We start from the raw sequence: 15696 nt of genomic DNA, 5'->3' as shown, positions 1-15696 counted from the left end.
CTTGCCATCGGGCGCAACGATGCCGAGCGTGATGCCGGCATCGCGCGGCACTTCCTGGACGTGCGCGTAATTCATCGCCCCCGGATGGAAGGCGGTGATCTGATTGTCGTCCATGTCGGTGGTGATGTACGCCTGCGCGGTATAGGCCTCGTCGATGCGCTTGACGTAGTCGCGGCTGACGCCGTTCTGGTCCATCCAGTCCGCATAGACATCGAAATCGCTGCCCACGGTGCCCATGGCCTTGCCGTCGCCGCCCAGCAGCGCCAGCGAATAGGCGATATTGCCGGCACAGCCGCCGAACTCCCGGCGCATGTCGGGCACCAGGAACGACACGTTCAGCATATGCACCTGGTCGGGCAGGATCTCGTTCTTGAACTGCCCGGAATACACCATGATGGTGTCGAAAGCGATCGAGCCACAGATCAGAGCCGACATATATCGTCCTTAGTCAAACCAAAGCAATGCCGGCGCGCGGGCCGGCAAAGTGGCGCATCTTGCCATAGATCGGCATGCGGCCGTGGTTTCAGTTCCGGACCGGCACGACGCCCGCGTCGCGATCTCGCACGTCCGCGGCACATCTTGTCGCTCGCCGGGTCGCCTGTTTATGGCTTGGATTCAGTGATTTGAGTCTCCGGGCATCGGCGTGCCGGCGCTATCCGGCACCGACGAACCGATTTTCCGGTGTAGCCGGGATCGCATGCCAGCGCTGTTCGGCCGGATCGTGGGTTTGCCTGTGAATCGTCCCAGAATGCTTGAAACCGCGCGGCTATGGGCCGGCGATCGCCGGGTGCGTCGCGTGCGGTGTCGGCGCGCGCATCAAGTCGATGAAGGTGTTGTCGAAGGCCTTGCGATCGAGCTTCATCTGTACGATCGCCGGCGGCCCCTCGTGCGCGTCGGGCTTGCTCTTTTGCGTCCACGCCAGCGTATCCCCGTAACTCGGACCGTGGCTCATGTCGGTATCCAGATACAGCGTGCGCGTGCGGGTCACCAGGTCCGGATGCAGCCAGGCCAGCGCCGCGATCTCGTCCCACATGTAGTAGCGTTCGGTGTCGTATTTCGCCAGATATTGCGCGGCCGGGCTGTCCGACTCGGCGATCGCCGCCTGCATCTTATCCGTATACTTGCTCTGCAACGAGATATCGACGGACGTGTCTATAATCTTGGGCCACGGCGCGTTGAGCACGATATGCGCGGCCTCGGGATCGAACCAGAAGTTGAATTCGTGGCTCGGGCTGGTGGTGAACTCGGCGTTATCGGTTACCGGCGAAATCGATCCGCCCATGACCACGAGCTGCTTTGCGGTCCTGGCGAAACTCGGATCGATGCGCTGGGCCAGCGCCAGATCGGTCAGCGGACCGGCGGCATAGACCGTGACCTGGCCCGGATGCGCATGCACCGCATGGATCAGAAAATGCGCGGCGTCTTGCTCACGGGCGCTGATCGAGGGCCGGCCCTCCGGCATCTTCTGCCTGGCATTGGGATCGGTGGGAAAACCGCTCGGATTCGAACCATCGCCGCCCCACGCGCCCAGCCAGGCGATATGGCCGTAGAATTTCTGCACCGCCAGCGTTCTTTCTCGATTGCGCACCAATGGATGGACCGCGCCTTTATAGACCGGTATATCGCGCCGGCCGATGAGTTCGAGCATGCGTAGCGTGTGCTCGGTCTCGGCTTTCATCCAGGCATTGCCGGTTACGACCCCAATACCCAGCACCTTGACCTGGGGCGACTGGATCAGCGCCAGCATCGAGCGGATATTGGACCCGCCCGGCCCGGATGTGTCCTGATCGATCACCACCAGCTGCTGTTGGCTGCTATCGGCCATGGCCGGGCCTGCCGCGACAACCAGCGCCAGACCCACAGCGCACAAACCCAGTAATCGTTTCATGCCATCTCCCTCATCCGGCGTCGACCGCGTTATTGCACACGGCCACGTCTATCGTATCCAACAGCGGCATCGCTCATTTCTCGGGCTTTCGCGAGAGCCGTTCGCCCAGCGTTTTCGCCAGAACCGCGTTCCAGCGCTGCTCGGCCAGGCCGTAGGCCTCCGGGCGTACCTCTTCCGATTCGACCCGCTTGGCGATCACGCCGCAGACGCAGGCCGCGGACAGACCGAAGGTCGCGCAGACGGTGAACAGCGCCGCGGCTTCCATCTCGAAGTTGGTCACCTTCAATTGCCGCCACTCGGCCATGGAGCCCTGGAAACGGCGCAGTACGTAACCCGAATGATTGTCGTAGCGTTCCTGGCCGGGCCAGAACGTATCCGACGAGGCGGTGATGCCGACGTGGTGCGGAATATCCAGAGCGCGTGCCGAGGCGACCAGCGATGCGGTCAGCTCGAAGGAGGCAACCGCAGGATAGGCCAAGGGCGCGTAGTGCGAGGAGGTGCCTTCCAGGCGCACGGCGGCTTTGCTGATCACGAGATCGCTATAGTCGATGTGCGGCTGAATCGAGCCGCTCGTGCCGACGCGAATGAAATGGGTCACGCCGATATTGGCGAGCTCCTCGACCGCGACCGCCGTCGACGGCGCGCCCAGCCCGGTGGAACAGACCAGCACCGGCTGCTCGGCGATATACGCGAGCCAGGAACAGTGCTCCCGATGCTGGCCGAGTTCGACCGCCCGGGCGCCCACGCCACGGGCGAGCTGCGGAACCCGGCCCGGATCGCCCGGCAACAGCGCATAGCGCGCGCCCTCGATATCGGCCTCGCCGAGTCCAATGTGATATTGCCTACCAGCTGCCTGGCTCATTCCTTGCTCTCCACTGCTATGGGTTGACCCGCGCCCGATTCGGCGAGGCCCAGATACCGAGCGGCGGTGGCGCCGATATCGGCAAACGTCGCGCGTCGGCCGAAGTCGCCGCCGGTAATCCCGGCCCCGGCCATCAGCACCGGCACGTATTCGCGGGTATGGTCGCTGCCGGAAAACGTGGGGTCGTTGCCGTGGTCCGCGGTCACGATCAGCAGATCGCCGTCGGCCAGCGCCGCCCGCACTTCGGGCAGACGCCGGTCGAAGCGCTCCAGTTCGTGGGCATAGCCGATCACATCCCGCCGGTGGCCATATTTCGAGTCGAAGTCGCAGAAATTCACGAAGATCAGGGTGGGCCGATCGGGCTCGTGCAGGCTCGCCAGCGTCTGATCGAACACCGCATCGAGTTCGGTCACCGGATATTCCTGGCTGATGCCGCGATGGGCGAACAGATCCCCGATCTTGCCGATCGTGATCACCTGCGTACCCGCCTGGTAAAACCGGTCCAGCAGGGTTTGTTCGTGCGGCGGCATGGCGAAATCCCGGCGATTTTCGGTACGAGTAAAATCCTCGGCCGATTCGCCTACGAACGGCCGTGCAATCACCCGAGCGATACGATATTCGTCGCATAGACCGCGTGCCACGCGGCAAACCTCGAAGAGCCGATCGAGCCCGAAGGCCGCCTCGTGCGCTGCGATCTGGAGCACGCTGTCGGCCGAGGTATAGACGATGGGCCGCCCGGATTGCCTGTGCGCCTCGCCGTGGCGCGCGATGACCTCGGTGCCCGATGCCCGCCCTACTTCGATGACACCGGCCAATCCACAACTATCGATGAGCCGGTCGAGCAAACCCGCCGGATACGGCTGTTGCGGATCGCGGCCGAAATAACCCCAGTCGCGGGCGATCGGCAGGCCGGCGATCTCCCAGTGGCCGCCGGTACTGCCTTTCGGTGCGCTGGCGGGTGCGGCGTAACCATAGGCCGCGTGCGGCCCCGCCTCGGCGCCCAGGTTCGACGCCAGCGGTGCGCCGCGGCTGGCGCGCGCACAAGCGGCCAGCCCCAGGGCGGCCAGATTCGGCAGTTCGAGCGGGCCTTGCCGCAAACCCGGCCGATCGGCCCGACCGGCGGCCGCCGCTTCGACGATATGGCCGAGTGTGTCGGCGCCCGTGTCGGCATATCGGGACGCGTCGTGAGCCTCGCCGATGCCGACCGAATCCATGACCAGAATGATGGCGCGCCTGTTATTCATGACTGCGTCCTCGGCCTGGTTCACTCGACGGCTTTGAAAGCGTGGGGCAGCAGTTCGTCGAGGCGAACCGGATCGGACCATCGGTCGCCGGCCACCGACATCACCATTGCATCGGGGGGCGCGAACTCGGCCAGAATCTGACGGCATTGCCCACAGGGCCAGGTGAACCGATCCGATGCGCCGATCACCACGACCGCTTGGATCGATCGCCGCCCGTGCGTTACGGCCAGATTCGCCACCGCGCCGGCTTCCGCGCACTGGCCGCAGGGAAACGACACATTCTCCACGTTGCATCCGACGGCGATATGCCCGCCCTCGACCCGGATCGCGGCCCCGACCGGAAATTTCGAATACGGCGCATAGGCATGCGCGCGGGCCTTAACGGCCGCGGCGACCAGGCGCTCCCAAACGCTGGTATCGATCGTGGCCATCAGGCGCTCCTTGTCTCGGTAGGGGTCGAGCGTCCGACAGGATAATCACCCAAAATCTGCAACAGAACCCAATAGACACCGCAGGAAATCAGCGAGGCGACCACAGGCCAAGGCACCGTATTGCTGATCATTGCCGGCAACACCCCAAAATAGCTCAGGCCGCCGAGAAAGGCGCCGACAACAAACGCGATGCAGGCACTCGGGCGAAACAGATCGATGAGGCGCTTTTTCTTTTCGAAAAAAGCCGACACGGGGGTCGCCTTCTTCTGAATCAGAACCCAGTCGAACATCATCAGGAACGTGAACGGAAACAAAAAGACACCAAGCAGCGACAGGAACGATTGCACGGCCTGCAGGATCCCGAGCACCGCCAGAATGGTCGCGAGCAGGCCGAGGCCCGCGGATGCGATCGGCTGATCGTAGAACCGCGGCTCGCGCACGGTTTCGCTGGCCGCCAGCAGTTTGGTCACCGCCGGATACAGATTCATCGCGTTGGTATGTGCTATGGCCAGAATGACCCCGATCGCCGCCACCACGCCGATCAGCGGCAGATCCTTGGCGAGAAGCGCGATATTCCACTTTCCGGTGGTCGCCTTGGTGACGAGGCCGAGCACGCCCATGACCAGCACCGGCAGCAGAATACCGACGGTCGCCGCACTGAAATAGGCGGCCTTCGAAGCGCGGCTCTCGTGGCGCGTGGCCGGCCGGCAGAAACGGGAAACCGTGGAAAATTCGTAAGCCCAGGCCAGCAGCGAAAAACTCAGAATCGTCTCGACTACCGAACCCCAGTGCACGGCGGCGCTCGACCAGAACGGCACTTTAACGGCATAGTCCTGTACCAGGTAGAAACAAAGGATCGCATAGCAGACGATGAACACGATCGCGGTGTAGTTATAAAACCGCTCGAGCCATTTCATACCCAGAAAAACCAGCAGTGTCTGAAAGATCCCGAGCGCCCAGTACCAGAATGCGCCATGGGCAAGCGAGCCGACGTCGGGGTAGAGCGTCGTAAGAATCTGCCCGGCGACATCGGTGTTCAGACCGAACCAGCCGGCGCCGGCGATCGTATACAGGATCGCCAGGATGAAGCTCGCGCCCGGTCCGAAGGTCACGCGCGCGGTCACCAGCGATATCAGCGGCACTTCACGGCCCTGCTCGCTGAACAGCCCCGCAGGTATGATCCCGATCAGGCCCGCGATCACCACGGCGATACAGAAATTGACCAGCCCGACGTTGTAGAGCAGCAAGCCGATGACCGGCGTGGTCGCCGACGCCGACGCCAGCCCCCAGATAACGAATAATGTCAGCGCCGACATATTCCGGCGCTCTTCGGGGATCGGCTGAATGCCGATGGTCTCGACATTCTCCGGCGACCGCTCGACCGACACGTCGCCCGGATTATCCTTATGCTTGGTCATAACTTCGCATCCCACGGCTCCCGGCATGCCCGATCCGGCCAACGCGGATCGAAAAAGGCCGAAAGCGTTTCAATCGAATAAAATTCCGCGCTGGGCCCGGCAACTCAGAACTTCCAGCCCACGGCCAGGTAGTAACCCCATCCGTTCTGGTCCAGGCGTCTGGGCCCGTTGGGGAAATTGACGACCGCCCCATCGTTCCACTGACCGCCGTTATGGAAATAGCGCGCGGCGAAGAAATAGCGCAGACGGGTATAGGAAAGAATCAGGACGTTCGTTTCGACCAGCGCGTGATTGGTGCGGGTCGGGCCGGCCTCGTCGCCCAGATCGGAACCGAAGTCGTAGTTCGCGAAGCCGACGTAGGTCAAATGCCCTTCGTGGCCCCACGTTGTGAGCGTCGTGATCGGAATCGATACGTTCGGCTGGATCCGATAGCCGTCCCAGGAAAAGGAATTCGGCGCGCCGTAGTCGGCGAACTGTCTTCTGAAAAAGAAATTCAGCTCGAAATTGACTCGTGAATGGGTATCGAATGAAACCCCGGGCCCGAAATAAAGCACGTTCTGGCGGCTGTCGCGCCCGTTGCCGACATCCAGGATGTAGTCGGTGGCCAGAAACCATTCCTTGATCGGCCCGATGCTCAGATCCTTACCCAGTAACCGGTTGAACGACATCCGGGGCTCAAGCTCCGTGAACAACGGCGAACCGTCGTCCCAAAAGCCGGTGTCGTTGTCGTTGCCGATGCCCAGAATCTTGTGTACGTCGACATAGCCGTACAGATCGAACGGCCCCTTGGTTCCAGCAAACTCGTATTCGAGGTAGATGTCGTCGACATGCGTCGGGCCGAAACGAATGCCGGCAGATCCGATGAGCGACACATGCTGATGAAACCAGTCGGACAGATAGGGGCTCCGGGAGTCTTGCAGCGCCGTCTTGCTGCCCGGCGTTGCGGAACGCGCGCCCTGGCTGCCGCCTTCGGCGGCCGATGCGACGGCCGGCACGGCCAATGCCAGGCAACACGCCGCGGCTGTCCATAGTCGTGTTCGCCCACCCCGGAAAGGCTTCGAATAGTCGCGTATTCTCATTGTATCTCCTCCTCTCGGCGTCTTGCCTGTAATTTTTGGTCGTGCGTTGTTCCGGACGCTTCAAAGCCGGGTGATCCGCTCGCAGAGCAGTTCGAAGGCTGCCTCGTGATCGATGGCATACGCCCATAACGCGTTCGACGCCCTGTCGGTCACGCCCCAGAAATCGACCGCCGTATGGCCGTAGGTCAGCACCGACTCGGTTTCGACGCCGACCGCGCACCGCTTCAGATCGAACAGATCCGGCGCCAGCAGATAGAGCAAGGTGCAGGGATCGTGCAGCGGCGCCCCGTCGGTGCCGTACTTGGATTCGTCGTAGCGGACCGAGAAATCGAGCATGTCGGCGACGGCGACCGCCGCGGGCGTTTCAATCGCTCGCAGGCGCTCGCGGCGCGCCCGGCCCATCACGAACTGGTGGGTGACGTCGAGGCCGAACAGCGCGATGGGGATACCGCTGCGGAATACGATATCGGCGGCATGCGGATCGACGGCGATATTGAATTCGGCCGACGGCGTCACGTTGCCGCCCTCGCGCATCGCGCCGCCCATAATCACGATCTCGGCGATCCTCGCGCCGATGTCGGGCGCTTTCTTCAGGGCCATCGCGACATTGGTCAGGGGGCCGGTGGCCACGAGCGTGAGTCGCTCATCGCAGCGCGCGCGGACGATCCGAACGATAGTATCCACGCCGTGCTCGGTAGATAACGCCAGGCGCGGCGCGTCAAAGTCGTAACCGTCGATTCCGGATTCCCCGTGCAGATATTCCGCGGTTTCCAGCGGTCTGAGCAGCGGCTGCGGGCACCCCGCCGACACGGCGATATCGTCGCGCCCGACGAGATCGCAGGCCAGACGCGCATTGCGATGGGTATGGGGCAGCGGCACGTTACCGCCGACCGTCGTGATCGCCTCGACCCGAACATCCTCGGGCGAGGCGAACGCCAGAAGAAGATTGATGAAATCGTCCTGGCCCGGATCGCAGTCGATGAGGATGGGCAATGCCGTCATTGGGGGCGCCTCGAATCAGGTCGGCGTACTCGGCATCAGAGCCACGTTCGACGGGCTCACGAGTGGTTCTCCGAGACCAGGGCCACGCTGGAACTGGCGCCGATCCGGGTCGCCCCTGCGTCGATCAGGGCCCGTGCATCGGCTGCCGAGCGGATGCCGCCCGACGCCTTCACTCCGACTTCCGGGCCGACCACCTCGCGCATCAGCGCGACATCGGCGACTGTTGCGCCGGTGCGGCTGAAACCCGTGGAGGTCTTCACGAAATCGGACCCGGCGCTCACGGCGATTCGGCAGCCGGTCACTTTCTGCCGGTCCGTTAGCAGGCAAGTCTCCAGAATGACTTTCAGGGTTTTCGCGCCACACGCCGTTTTGATCGCCCGAATATCGCGCTCGACGATATCGAGTTGATCGTCCTTCAGCGCGCTGATCGCCAGCACCATGTCGATCTCGTCGGCGCCGGCATCGAGCACCGCCCTGGCTTCGGCCAGTTTCGCGGTGGGCAACGTGGCACCCAGGGGAAAACCGACCACCGAACAAGCCCGTACGCCGCTGCCTTCGAGCCGCCGCGCCGTATCCGCGATGAACCACGGATTCACGCAGACCGTCTTGAAGCCGTATTCGATGGCTTCGTCGCAGTAACGGCACAGATCGCGAACGCTGGCCTCGGGTTTGAGCAGCGTATGGTCGATGAAGCGGGCTAAACCGGCCGTATCGGATTGATCGTTGTATGGCATCGAATTTCTACCGAGACTCGCGATGTAGCAATCAGAGACAGATGTAATTTCTGAACATTACTCGTTATTTATTCACATAATAAATGTCACTTTAGTAACATTGACGCGGCTCATTATCGGGTGTAAACGCGCACGCGAGACATGCGACTGAGACAACAGACGTACTTTTTCATGCACGGCCTTGTTGTACTTAGCCCTAATTAGCATGCGGATGAGAGCACGTCTCACGCTGTGCCCGGTGATGGATTGGCAATGCGCTTGATTGCTGATCGTTGGAATATTTTGTTATTTATTTAACATTAAAAGCACGACTATCTGCATCCGGGCAGGCTGCGCTTCGCATGGCATCAACGCTTGTTTGGACGCGACCGTTCATGACGTCGATCTTCGCTTCAGCCCGGCACGGCCAGCCGGGCAAAGCTTCAGCGACCGGCCATATCGCTTATCATGGAGCGGCTTTTCGAAGGAGAACGTATGAGGGGACGCCGCGGTGAACGGCTGCAATGGCTAAAGAACAACCTGGCCAGTGGCGGCGTCGTTCATCTATCGAATGCCGCCGAACAGTGCGGCGTTTCGCAGATGACGATCAGACGTGACGTCGATGCCAGCCGTGGAGAATTGTTGCTGCTGGCCGGGCGCATCTTCATTTCGGACAGCCTCCAATCGATGTCCGCTTACGACCTGGACGCCGAAAAAGACAGCCATCTGGGCATCAAGCAGCGGCTATGTGCGTACGCGGCGGACTCGATCAGAGCCGACGACACGATATTCATAGACTGTGGCTCGACGCTGGTCCACTTGATCGGTGCCCTGGATCGCGACCTGCCGCTCACGGTCGTGACTTATGCGCTCAATGTCGCGAATGCCGTCAGCCGATTGCCCAACGCCCGACTGCTGCTGTACGGGGGGCTGTATCATTCGTCCTCGCAATCCTTCTCGGGCGAGCACGCGAGTGATGCATTGAAACGGATCGGCATCAACAAGGCGTTCATATCCGCTGCCGGCGTGCATATCGAACGCGGCGTGAGCTGTTTCAACTTTCACGAGGTCGCACCCAAACGCGCCGCCCTGGAAGCCGCCCAACAGAAGATCCTGATCGCCGACGCCAGCAAGATCGACCGGGTCCGTCCCGCGTTTTTCGCCGATTGGGATCAGTTCGACACTTTCATAACAAGCCGTATCGAGGACGACGAAGCCCGGTTTCCAGCTACGAAAACCGGGCAGCCGTCGGTCGTGCAGCTCTAGCGCAGCGAAGCCGAGCGTCAGGCCGCCGTACGGCCATCACGGCCGGCCGATTCGAACTTAAGATCGAGCGATTTCGCCGCAGCAACCTCGTCCAGCCGGCGCACCGGCAGGCTGACCGGCGCATTCTTGAGCGTGGCCGCGTCATTTTTCGCTTCGTTCCAGATCGCCACCATCGCCTCCACGAACCCGTCGAGCGTCTCGCGGGACTCGGTCTCGGTCGGCTCGATCAGGAAACACTCGGGCACGAGCAGCGGGAAGTAGATGGTCGGCGCATGGTAGCCGTAGTCCAGCAGGCGCTTGGCGAAGTCGGTCGCCGTGACATCGAGCTGCTGTTTCTGGCGCTTGAGCGTGACGATGAACTCGTGGCTGGCGCGCCGATTCGGGAACGCCACTTCGAAGCCGGCCTGCTTGAGCCGCGCCATCAGGTAATTCGAATTCAGGGTGGCGAACTCGGCGACCCGTACCATGCCTTCGCGCCCCAGCAGGCGGGCGTATACATAGGCCCGCAGCAGCACCCCGGCATTGCCCATGAAGGTCGACAGACGGCCGATCGTATACGGCACGTCGTCCTCGTCCAGCCAGCGATAAGTCGTATCGGCCCCTTCGCCGTCCCGGCCGACCACCGGGATCGGCATGAAGTCGCGCAGGCGTTTGGACACACCCACCGCGCCGGAGCCCGGCCCGCCGCCGCCGTGCGGCGTGGAAAAGGTCTTGTGCAGGTTCATGTGGATGACGTCGAAGCCCATGTCGCCCGGGCGCACCTTGCCGAGGATCGCGTTCAGGTTCGCGCCGTCGTAGTAGAGCAGCCCGCCCGCTTCGTGGATCATCCGCGAAATCTCGAGGATGTCCTGTTCGAACACCCCGAGCGTGGACGGGTTCGTCAACATGATGCCGGCGGTCTTCGGGCCCACTTTCGAGCGCAGCGCCTCGATATCGACATCGCCGTCGGCATCGGTCGGGATCTCGACCACCTTGCAGCCGCACATGACGGCGGTCGCCGGGTTCGTGCCGTGGGCGGCGTCGGGCACTAGAATCTCGTCGCGCTCGCTGTCGCCGCGCGCTTCGTGGTATGCCTTGATCATCGCCACGCCGGTGAACTCGCCCTGGGCGCCGGCCATCGGCGTTAGCGAAACCGCGGCCATGCCGGTCACGGTCTTGAGCATCTCTTGCAGCTCAAAGAAGCAGGCCAGCATGCCCTGGCTGTGACTTTCCGGTGCCAGCGGATGCCGATTCAAAAATCCCGGCAACGAGGCCAGCGTGTTACAGGCGCGCGGGTTGTACTTCATCGTGCACGACCCGAGCGGGTAGAAGTGCGTATCGATGGAGAAATTGAGCTGCGACAGGCGCGTGTAATGGCGCACCGCGTCCAGCTCGGAGACTTCCGGCAGGCCGAGCGCACTCCGGCGCCTGAGGTTCGCCGGCAGATCGTCCACCGCCGGCGCGGTTTCCGGCGCCTGGGCGGTGGCGCGGCGTCCGGGTCGGCTGTGTTCGAAAATCAGTTGTTCAGTCATGGCATCAATCGGTTTCGAGCGCGGCGATCGCCGCATCGTAATCGGGCTCTTCCGAGATCTCGGCCACGTGCATTGGTGTGCCGCGGCCCGTGATGGTCTGAGTCATGCCGCCTCCGCAATTTGGTCAAGAACATCCGACAGCGCCTCGGCATAGGCCGCGAGATCGCTCTCGGTCTTGGTCTCGGTTGCACAAACGAGGAACACATCGTCCATGCCGGCGAAAAACCGGTCGAGCGCGAGCCCGCCGAGGATGCCTTTGTCCGCGAGCGCATCGAGCACGGGGCGCGCCGCGACCGGCAGCCGCAGCGCGGCCTCGTGAAAGAACGGCGCGTCGAACACCCGCTCGACGCCGTCCAGCGCGCTCAGGCGCGCGACCAGATCGCGCGTGGTGGCGGCGCAGGTCGCGGCCACGGTTTCCAGGCCGTGCGAGCCGAGCAGGCTCATATGGATGGTGGCGGCCGTGACCAGCAAGCCCTGATTGGTGCAGATGTTCGAGGTCGCCTTGGAACGGCGGATGTGCTGCTCGCGCGGCTGCAAGGTGAGCACATAACCCGAACGGCCATCGAGATCCCGCGTACGGCCGACCACGCGGCCCGGCATCTGGCGCACATGCGCACGGCGACAGCACAGAATGCCGAAATACGGGCCGCCGCCGGCCAGCGGCGCTCCCAGCGGCTGGCCTTCGCCGACCACGATATCGGCGCCGGCGCCATCGCCCCACTCGCCCGGCGGCTTGATGAGCGCCAGCGACACCGGATTGACCACGCCGATCGCGAGCGCCCCGTTGTTCTCGGCCCAATCGGTCAGCGCATCGACGTCTTCCAGCACGCCGAAAAAATTCGGCTGCGGGATCACCAGCGCGGTGATGTCCTCCCCGGCCCAGGCGTCCAGCGCCTTGGTATCGATCTTGCCGGTCGCCGGCTCGAAATCGACGGCCTCGAACACGATGCCCTGATTCGCGCAGATATTGTGCGCGACTTCACGATAGAACGGATGCACGCCGGCCGGCATCAGCACCCGTTTCGATTTGGATTTGCGGTTGGCGCGCACGGCCATCAACACCGCTTCGGCCAGCGCCGAGGCGCCGTCGTAGAGCGAGGCGTTGGCGACATCCATGCCGGTCAGCCCGCACATCATGGTCTGATATTCATAGACCACCTGGAGCGTGCCCTGGCTGGCTTCCGGCTGATACGGCGTATATGCGCTATAGAACTCGCCTCTGGTGGCGATCTCCCATACCGCCGCCGGGATATGATGCTCGTAAGCACCGGCGCCGATGAAGCACAGATCGCCCGCATCTTGCGCGGCGCGTTCGTGCATGAGCCGCGTGATCGCCTGCTCGCCGGCGCGCTCGGGAAGCGCCGAAATATCGCCGTTGCGCAGCCTGGGATCGATCTCGGAAAACAGCGCGTCCACGCTGTCCGCGCCGATCGCGGCCAGCATGTCGGCGATGTCCTGGTCGGTATGGGGAATGAAAGGCATAGCGTTTGCGGGTTGGAACCGGAATCGGGCGCCGGTCTATCGCCGGCGTCCACGGCAGGTCTCAGTCTTCCTCGGCCTCGACAATTTCGCCATAGGCCTCGGCGTCGAGCAGGTCCGACAGATGCTCGGTCTTGTCGACCGTCATCTTGAACAACCAGCCCTCGCCGAACGGGTCCTCGTTGACGCGCTCGGGCGAATCGGCCAGTTCCTCGTTGATCTCGACGATCTCACCGTCGACTGGCGCATAGATATCGGAGGCGGCCTTGACCGACTCGACCACGGCCACCGGATCGCCGACCGCGAACTTGGCGCCCGACTCCGGCAGTTCGACGAACACCAGATCGCCGAGCGAGCCCTGGGCGTACTCGGTGATGCCGACGGTCACCGTGCCGTCGCCGTCGTTGGCCACCCATTCGTGGCTTTTGGTGTAGGACAGTTCGTTGGGGATTTCGCTCATTGTTTTATCCTGGATGGTCCCTTGACGAGTCGAAATGATAAGCGATGCGGCGTGGGCCGGTCGCGGGCGACGGATGAAAAACGCCGTTAGATATCGATGCGGATCTTGCCGTTGCGCACGAACGGATAGCCGACGATGCGCGCGCTCACCCACTTGCCGCGCAGCTCGACCTCGACCTCGGCCGCGTCGCCCCAGTCGGCGGGCACGCGGGTCAGCGCGATCGAGCGGCCCAGGGTCGGGGCGAAGCTGCCGCTGGTGACTTCGCCGGCCGGCTCGGTCGCGCCGGCGGCCTCGTCACCGGCGGCGCGCACGGTCGCGCCGTGGCGCATTACCCCGCGGCCTTCCAGCAGCAGGCCGACCATTTTCTTCGCCCCGCCGTGTTCGCGAATGGGTTCCAGCGCCGTGCGGCCGATGAAATCCCGATCGGCCGGCTCGAAGGCCACGGTCCAGGCGAGACCCGACTCCAGCGGCGTGGTGTCTTCGTCCATATCCTGACCGTAAAGGTTCAGGCCGGCTTCCAGGCGCAGCGTGTCACGCGCGCCGAGCCCGATCGGCGCCACGCCGGCCTTGGCCAACGCGCGCCAGGTTTCGGCCGCGGCATCGGCCGGCAGGATGATCTCGAACCCGTCCTCGCCGGTGTAGCCGGTCCGGCCGACCGACCACTCGCCAGCCGCTGTCGCGCGAAAAGGCTTGAGCTCCATCGCGGCGGCGGCGAGGTCGTCGTCGAGCACGCCCCGGCTCAACTCGCGCGCCCTCGGCCCCTGGACCGCGATAATCGCCAGATCGTCGCGCGCGGTGACCGAGGCCTCGTATTCCTCGGCCTGACTGGTCAGCCACGCCATGTCCTTGGTCGCGGTCGCGGCGTTGACCACGATGCGATACCAGTGCTCATCGAGGTGATACACGATCAGGTCGTCGATCACGCCGCCGCGGGTGTTGAGCATGCAGGTATAGAAGGCGCGGCCGATCTCGTCGATCTTGGCCGCGTCGTTGGCCAGCGTGCGGCGCAGCAAATCGCGGGCGCCGGCGCCTTCGATATCGACCGGACGCATATGCGAGACATCGAACATGCCGGCCGCTTCACGCACGGTGTTGTGCTCGGCGATCTGGGAGCCGTAGTGGATCGGCATATCCCAGCCGGCGAAATCCACCAGCTTGGCGCCCGAGGCGACGTGTTCGTCGTGGAGCGGGGTCTGATTGGTCATGCGATCGACTCTCGGTTGCGGATGCGGCAGTCAAAAACCGGCGTTTCGGTCCTGCCGCCCCTCTGTCCTGGCACCTGAGAGATTCGCCCCGTCGGTGAACCGCCTCGGCGGTTGCTCTCCAGAGTCGATCGTGGCCGGTTCTACGGCGGCCCGCGCGTGGTCCTTTGGCCTGAGCGTTTCCGGGCGGAATTGCGCCTTCGGCGGCGGGCGTACCCGCGCTCTCCCATGCGTTTTGCGATCGTGGGTCGAACTATACCGGGCAAAGCGGGCCAAGCCAAATTGGCCCGCGCGCTCACCAGCGCTTTTTCTCTTTTGCCAAAAAATTTATCCGCAGATCGACACAGATTTACGCAGATAAGCAAAACGCTGATCTACTTGCGTTGACTCGCGATTATCCACCAATACCCCGCGGCTTGCCGCGGGCACCTTAGCAATGGGGTTTCCAAAGGGGAGAGGCGCTAGCTCTCCCCTTGGGTCGCTCGCGCGGTTTCATACCGCGCGGGCGAAAGACATTTGATTTGCGGGCGTTTTCGATACATCGCACGAATCATGAAAAAAGGAAAATGCGCTAGCGCAAGAGTCTCGGGCCCTTGCCGGAAAGACCCGCTGCCTGGCTGATCATGATCTGGCGGATCGGCGCCAGCCGCGACGCGCCGCCGATGGCCCAGCCGCGCAGCGTGCGCATCAGTGGATTATGCCCGCCGTAGAGCCGCTTCAAACCGTCGGTCGCGGCGAGCATCATCAGGTTGTCGGCCATGCGCGCGCGCTGATAGCGCTTGAGATAGACGAGCTGGCCGGCGTCCGCGCCGGCCGCGCGCCCGGCTTCCAGCGCCGCGACCAACTCGGCCACGTCCATCAGACCGAGATTGACCCCCTGCCCGGCCATTGGATGCACGACATGCGCGGCGTCGCCGGCGATCGCCACGCGCGGCCGTACGTATTCGCGAGCATGCATGAGCTTGAGCGGGAAGGCCGCACGCGTACCCATGGGCTCGATCGACCCGAGCGCGCCGCCGCTGGCTTCGGTCAGGCGGCGACAGAATTCGTCGTGATCGAGCTCGGCCAGTTCGTCGGCCAGTGCTTCATCGGCGTGCCAGGCCAGCGAACAACGGCCATCGGCCAGCGGCAGGAAAGCGAC

At 63.4% G+C, this 15696-nt stretch carries 15 protein-coding genes and 2 riboswitches; of the genes, 1 reads left to right on the top strand and 14 read right to left on the bottom strand.

Features of this window, described 5'->3' with window-relative positions:
* From VFJ08_RS11220 to deoC, 9 genes are all read right to left on the bottom strand, one after another.
* Positions 1 to 435, bottom strand: a 435-nt coding sequence (locus tag VFJ08_RS11220) for a PfkB family carbohydrate kinase (RefSeq protein ID WP_324997300.1), incomplete at its 3' end; no start/stop codon positions are given.
* Between the two features lie 331 nt (positions 436 to 766).
* Positions 767 to 1888 (bottom strand): nucleoside hydrolase, encoded by a 1122-nt coding sequence (locus VFJ08_RS11215; RefSeq protein ID WP_324997299.1) that lies wholly within the window; start codon positions 1886 to 1888, stop codon positions 767 to 769.
* Between the two features lie 73 nt (positions 1889 to 1961).
* Positions 1962 to 2750, bottom strand: coding sequence for a uridine phosphorylase (gene udp / locus VFJ08_RS11210; protein WP_324997298.1), 789 nt, complete (start codon positions 2748 to 2750; stop codon positions 1962 to 1964).
* Positions 2747 to 3994: a phosphopentomutase gene (locus tag VFJ08_RS11205; RefSeq protein WP_324997297.1), complete on the bottom strand. Its 1248-nt coding sequence runs from the start codon at positions 3992 to 3994 to the stop codon at positions 2747 to 2749. Before VFJ08_RS11205 ends, udp begins: the two co-directional genes overlap by 4 nt.
* 20 nt (positions 3995 to 4014) lie before the next feature.
* Positions 4015 to 4425 carry a cytidine deaminase gene (locus VFJ08_RS11200; RefSeq protein WP_324997296.1) on the bottom strand — a complete coding sequence of 137 codons (411 nt, stop codon included), beginning with the start codon at positions 4423 to 4425 and terminating at the stop codon, positions 4015 to 4017.
* Complete coding sequence (locus VFJ08_RS11195; RefSeq protein WP_324997295.1) at positions 4425 to 5843, bottom strand: purine-cytosine permease family protein; 1419 nt, start codon at positions 5841 to 5843, stop codon at positions 4425 to 4427. The genes VFJ08_RS11200 and VFJ08_RS11195 overlap by 1 nt, the downstream gene beginning before the upstream one ends.
* A gap of 104 nt (positions 5844 to 5947) precedes the next feature.
* Complete coding sequence (tsx, locus tag VFJ08_RS11190; protein ID WP_324997294.1) at positions 5948 to 6922, bottom strand: nucleoside-specific channel-forming protein Tsx; 975 nt, start codon at positions 6920 to 6922, stop codon at positions 5948 to 5950.
* Positions 6923 to 6982: 60 nt separating this feature from the next.
* Positions 6983 to 7924 carry a nucleoside hydrolase gene (locus VFJ08_RS11185; protein WP_324997293.1) on the bottom strand — a complete coding sequence of 314 codons (942 nt, stop codon included), beginning with the start codon at positions 7922 to 7924 and terminating at the stop codon, positions 6983 to 6985.
* Between the two features lie 56 nt (positions 7925 to 7980).
* Entirely contained in the window at positions 7981 to 8658 is a 678-nt protein-coding gene (gene deoC / locus VFJ08_RS11180; protein ID WP_324997292.1) for a deoxyribose-phosphate aldolase, read from the bottom strand.
* 474 nt (positions 8659 to 9132) lie between these two features.
* Between deoC and VFJ08_RS11175 the strand changes: the two genes are divergently transcribed.
* Positions 9133 to 9903 (top strand): DeoR/GlpR family DNA-binding transcription regulator, encoded by a 771-nt coding sequence (locus tag VFJ08_RS11175; protein ID WP_324997291.1) that lies wholly within the window; start codon positions 9133 to 9135, stop codon positions 9901 to 9903.
* Between the two features lie 17 nt (positions 9904 to 9920).
* Here the strand turns inward: VFJ08_RS11175 and gcvPB are convergent, their stop codons facing one another.
* From gcvPB to VFJ08_RS11150, 5 genes are all read right to left on the bottom strand, one after another.
* Positions 9921 to 11414 carry an aminomethyl-transferring glycine dehydrogenase subunit GcvPB gene (gcvPB, locus tag VFJ08_RS11170; RefSeq protein WP_324997290.1) on the bottom strand — a complete coding sequence of 498 codons (1494 nt, stop codon included), beginning with the start codon at positions 11412 to 11414 and terminating at the stop codon, positions 9921 to 9923.
* Positions 11415 to 11516: 102 nt separating this feature from the next.
* On the bottom strand, positions 11517 to 12896 hold the full coding sequence (gene gcvPA / locus VFJ08_RS11165) for an aminomethyl-transferring glycine dehydrogenase subunit GcvPA (RefSeq protein WP_324997289.1): 1380 nt from the start codon (positions 12894 to 12896) through the stop codon (positions 11517 to 11519).
* 61 nt (positions 12897 to 12957) lie between these two features.
* Positions 12958 to 13353 (bottom strand): glycine cleavage system protein GcvH, encoded by a 396-nt coding sequence (gene gcvH / locus VFJ08_RS11160; protein ID WP_324997288.1) that lies wholly within the window; start codon positions 13351 to 13353, stop codon positions 12958 to 12960.
* An 86-nt stretch (positions 13354 to 13439) separates the two neighbouring features.
* The gene (gene gcvT / locus VFJ08_RS11155; RefSeq protein ID WP_324997287.1) at positions 13440 to 14558 is read right to left on the bottom strand and encodes a glycine cleavage system aminomethyltransferase GcvT; all 1119 of its coding nucleotides are present in this window, start codon (positions 14556 to 14558) and stop codon (positions 13440 to 13442) included.
* A gap of 52 nt (positions 14559 to 14610) precedes the next feature.
* Positions 14611 to 14690, bottom strand: a riboswitch (glycine riboswitch).
* Between the two features lie 15 nt (positions 14691 to 14705).
* A riboswitch (glycine riboswitch) is annotated at positions 14706 to 14794 on the bottom strand.
* Between the two features lie 332 nt (positions 14795 to 15126).
* A partial coding sequence (locus VFJ08_RS11150) for an FAD-dependent monooxygenase (RefSeq protein ID WP_324997286.1) occupies positions 15127 to 15696 on the bottom strand: 570 nt, incomplete at its 5' end.

The organism is Salinisphaera sp., from assembly GCF_035690525.1.
Classification (GTDB): Bacteria; Pseudomonadota; Gammaproteobacteria; order Nevskiales; family Salinisphaeraceae; genus Salinisphaera.
Note: the sequence above shows the minus strand (reverse complement) of the source record. Positions and strands in the feature narration are given on the sequence as shown.

What these genes read in the sequence shown, in the direction of transcription:
- VFJ08_RS11215 (WP_324997299.1), bottom strand. Translation starts at nt 1,888, where the DNA reads ATGAAACGATTACTGGGTTTGTGCGCTGTGGGTCTGGCGCTGGTTGTC.
- udp (WP_324997298.1), bottom strand. Translation starts at nt 2,750, where the DNA reads ATGAGCCAGGCAGCTGGTAGGCAATATCACATTGGACTCGGCGAGGCC.
- VFJ08_RS11205 (WP_324997297.1), bottom strand. Translation starts at nt 3,994, where the DNA reads ATGAATAACAGGCGCGCCATCATTCTGGTCATGGATTCGGTCGGCATC.
- VFJ08_RS11200 (WP_324997296.1), bottom strand. Translation starts at nt 4,425, where the DNA reads ATGGCCACGATCGATACCAGCGTTTGGGAGCGCCTGGTCGCCGCGGCC.
- VFJ08_RS11195 (WP_324997295.1), bottom strand. Translation starts at nt 5,843, where the DNA reads ATGACCAAGCATAAGGATAATCCGGGCGACGTGTCGGTCGAGCGGTCG.
- tsx (WP_324997294.1), bottom strand. Translation starts at nt 6,922, where the DNA reads ATGAGAATACGCGACTATTCGAAGCCTTTCCGGGGTGGGCGAACACGA.
- VFJ08_RS11185 (WP_324997293.1), bottom strand. Translation starts at nt 7,924, where the DNA reads ATGACGGCATTGCCCATCCTCATCGACTGCGATCCGGGCCAGGACGAT.
- deoC (WP_324997292.1), bottom strand. Translation starts at nt 8,658, where the DNA reads ATGCCATACAACGATCAATCCGATACGGCCGGTTTAGCCCGCTTCATC.
- VFJ08_RS11175 (WP_324997291.1), top strand. Translation starts at nt 9,133, where the DNA reads ATGAGGGGACGCCGCGGTGAACGGCTGCAATGGCTAAAGAACAACCTG.
- gcvPB (WP_324997290.1), bottom strand. Translation starts at nt 11,414, where the DNA reads ATGACTGAACAACTGATTTTCGAACACAGCCGACCCGGACGCCGCGCC.
- gcvPA (WP_324997289.1), bottom strand. Translation starts at nt 12,896, where the DNA reads ATGCCTTTCATTCCCCATACCGACCAGGACATCGCCGACATGCTGGCC.
- gcvH (WP_324997288.1), bottom strand. Translation starts at nt 13,353, where the DNA reads ATGAGCGAAATCCCCAACGAACTGTCCTACACCAAAAGCCACGAATGG.
- gcvT (WP_324997287.1), bottom strand. Translation starts at nt 14,558, where the DNA reads ATGACCAATCAGACCCCGCTCCACGACGAACACGTCGCCTCGGGCGCC.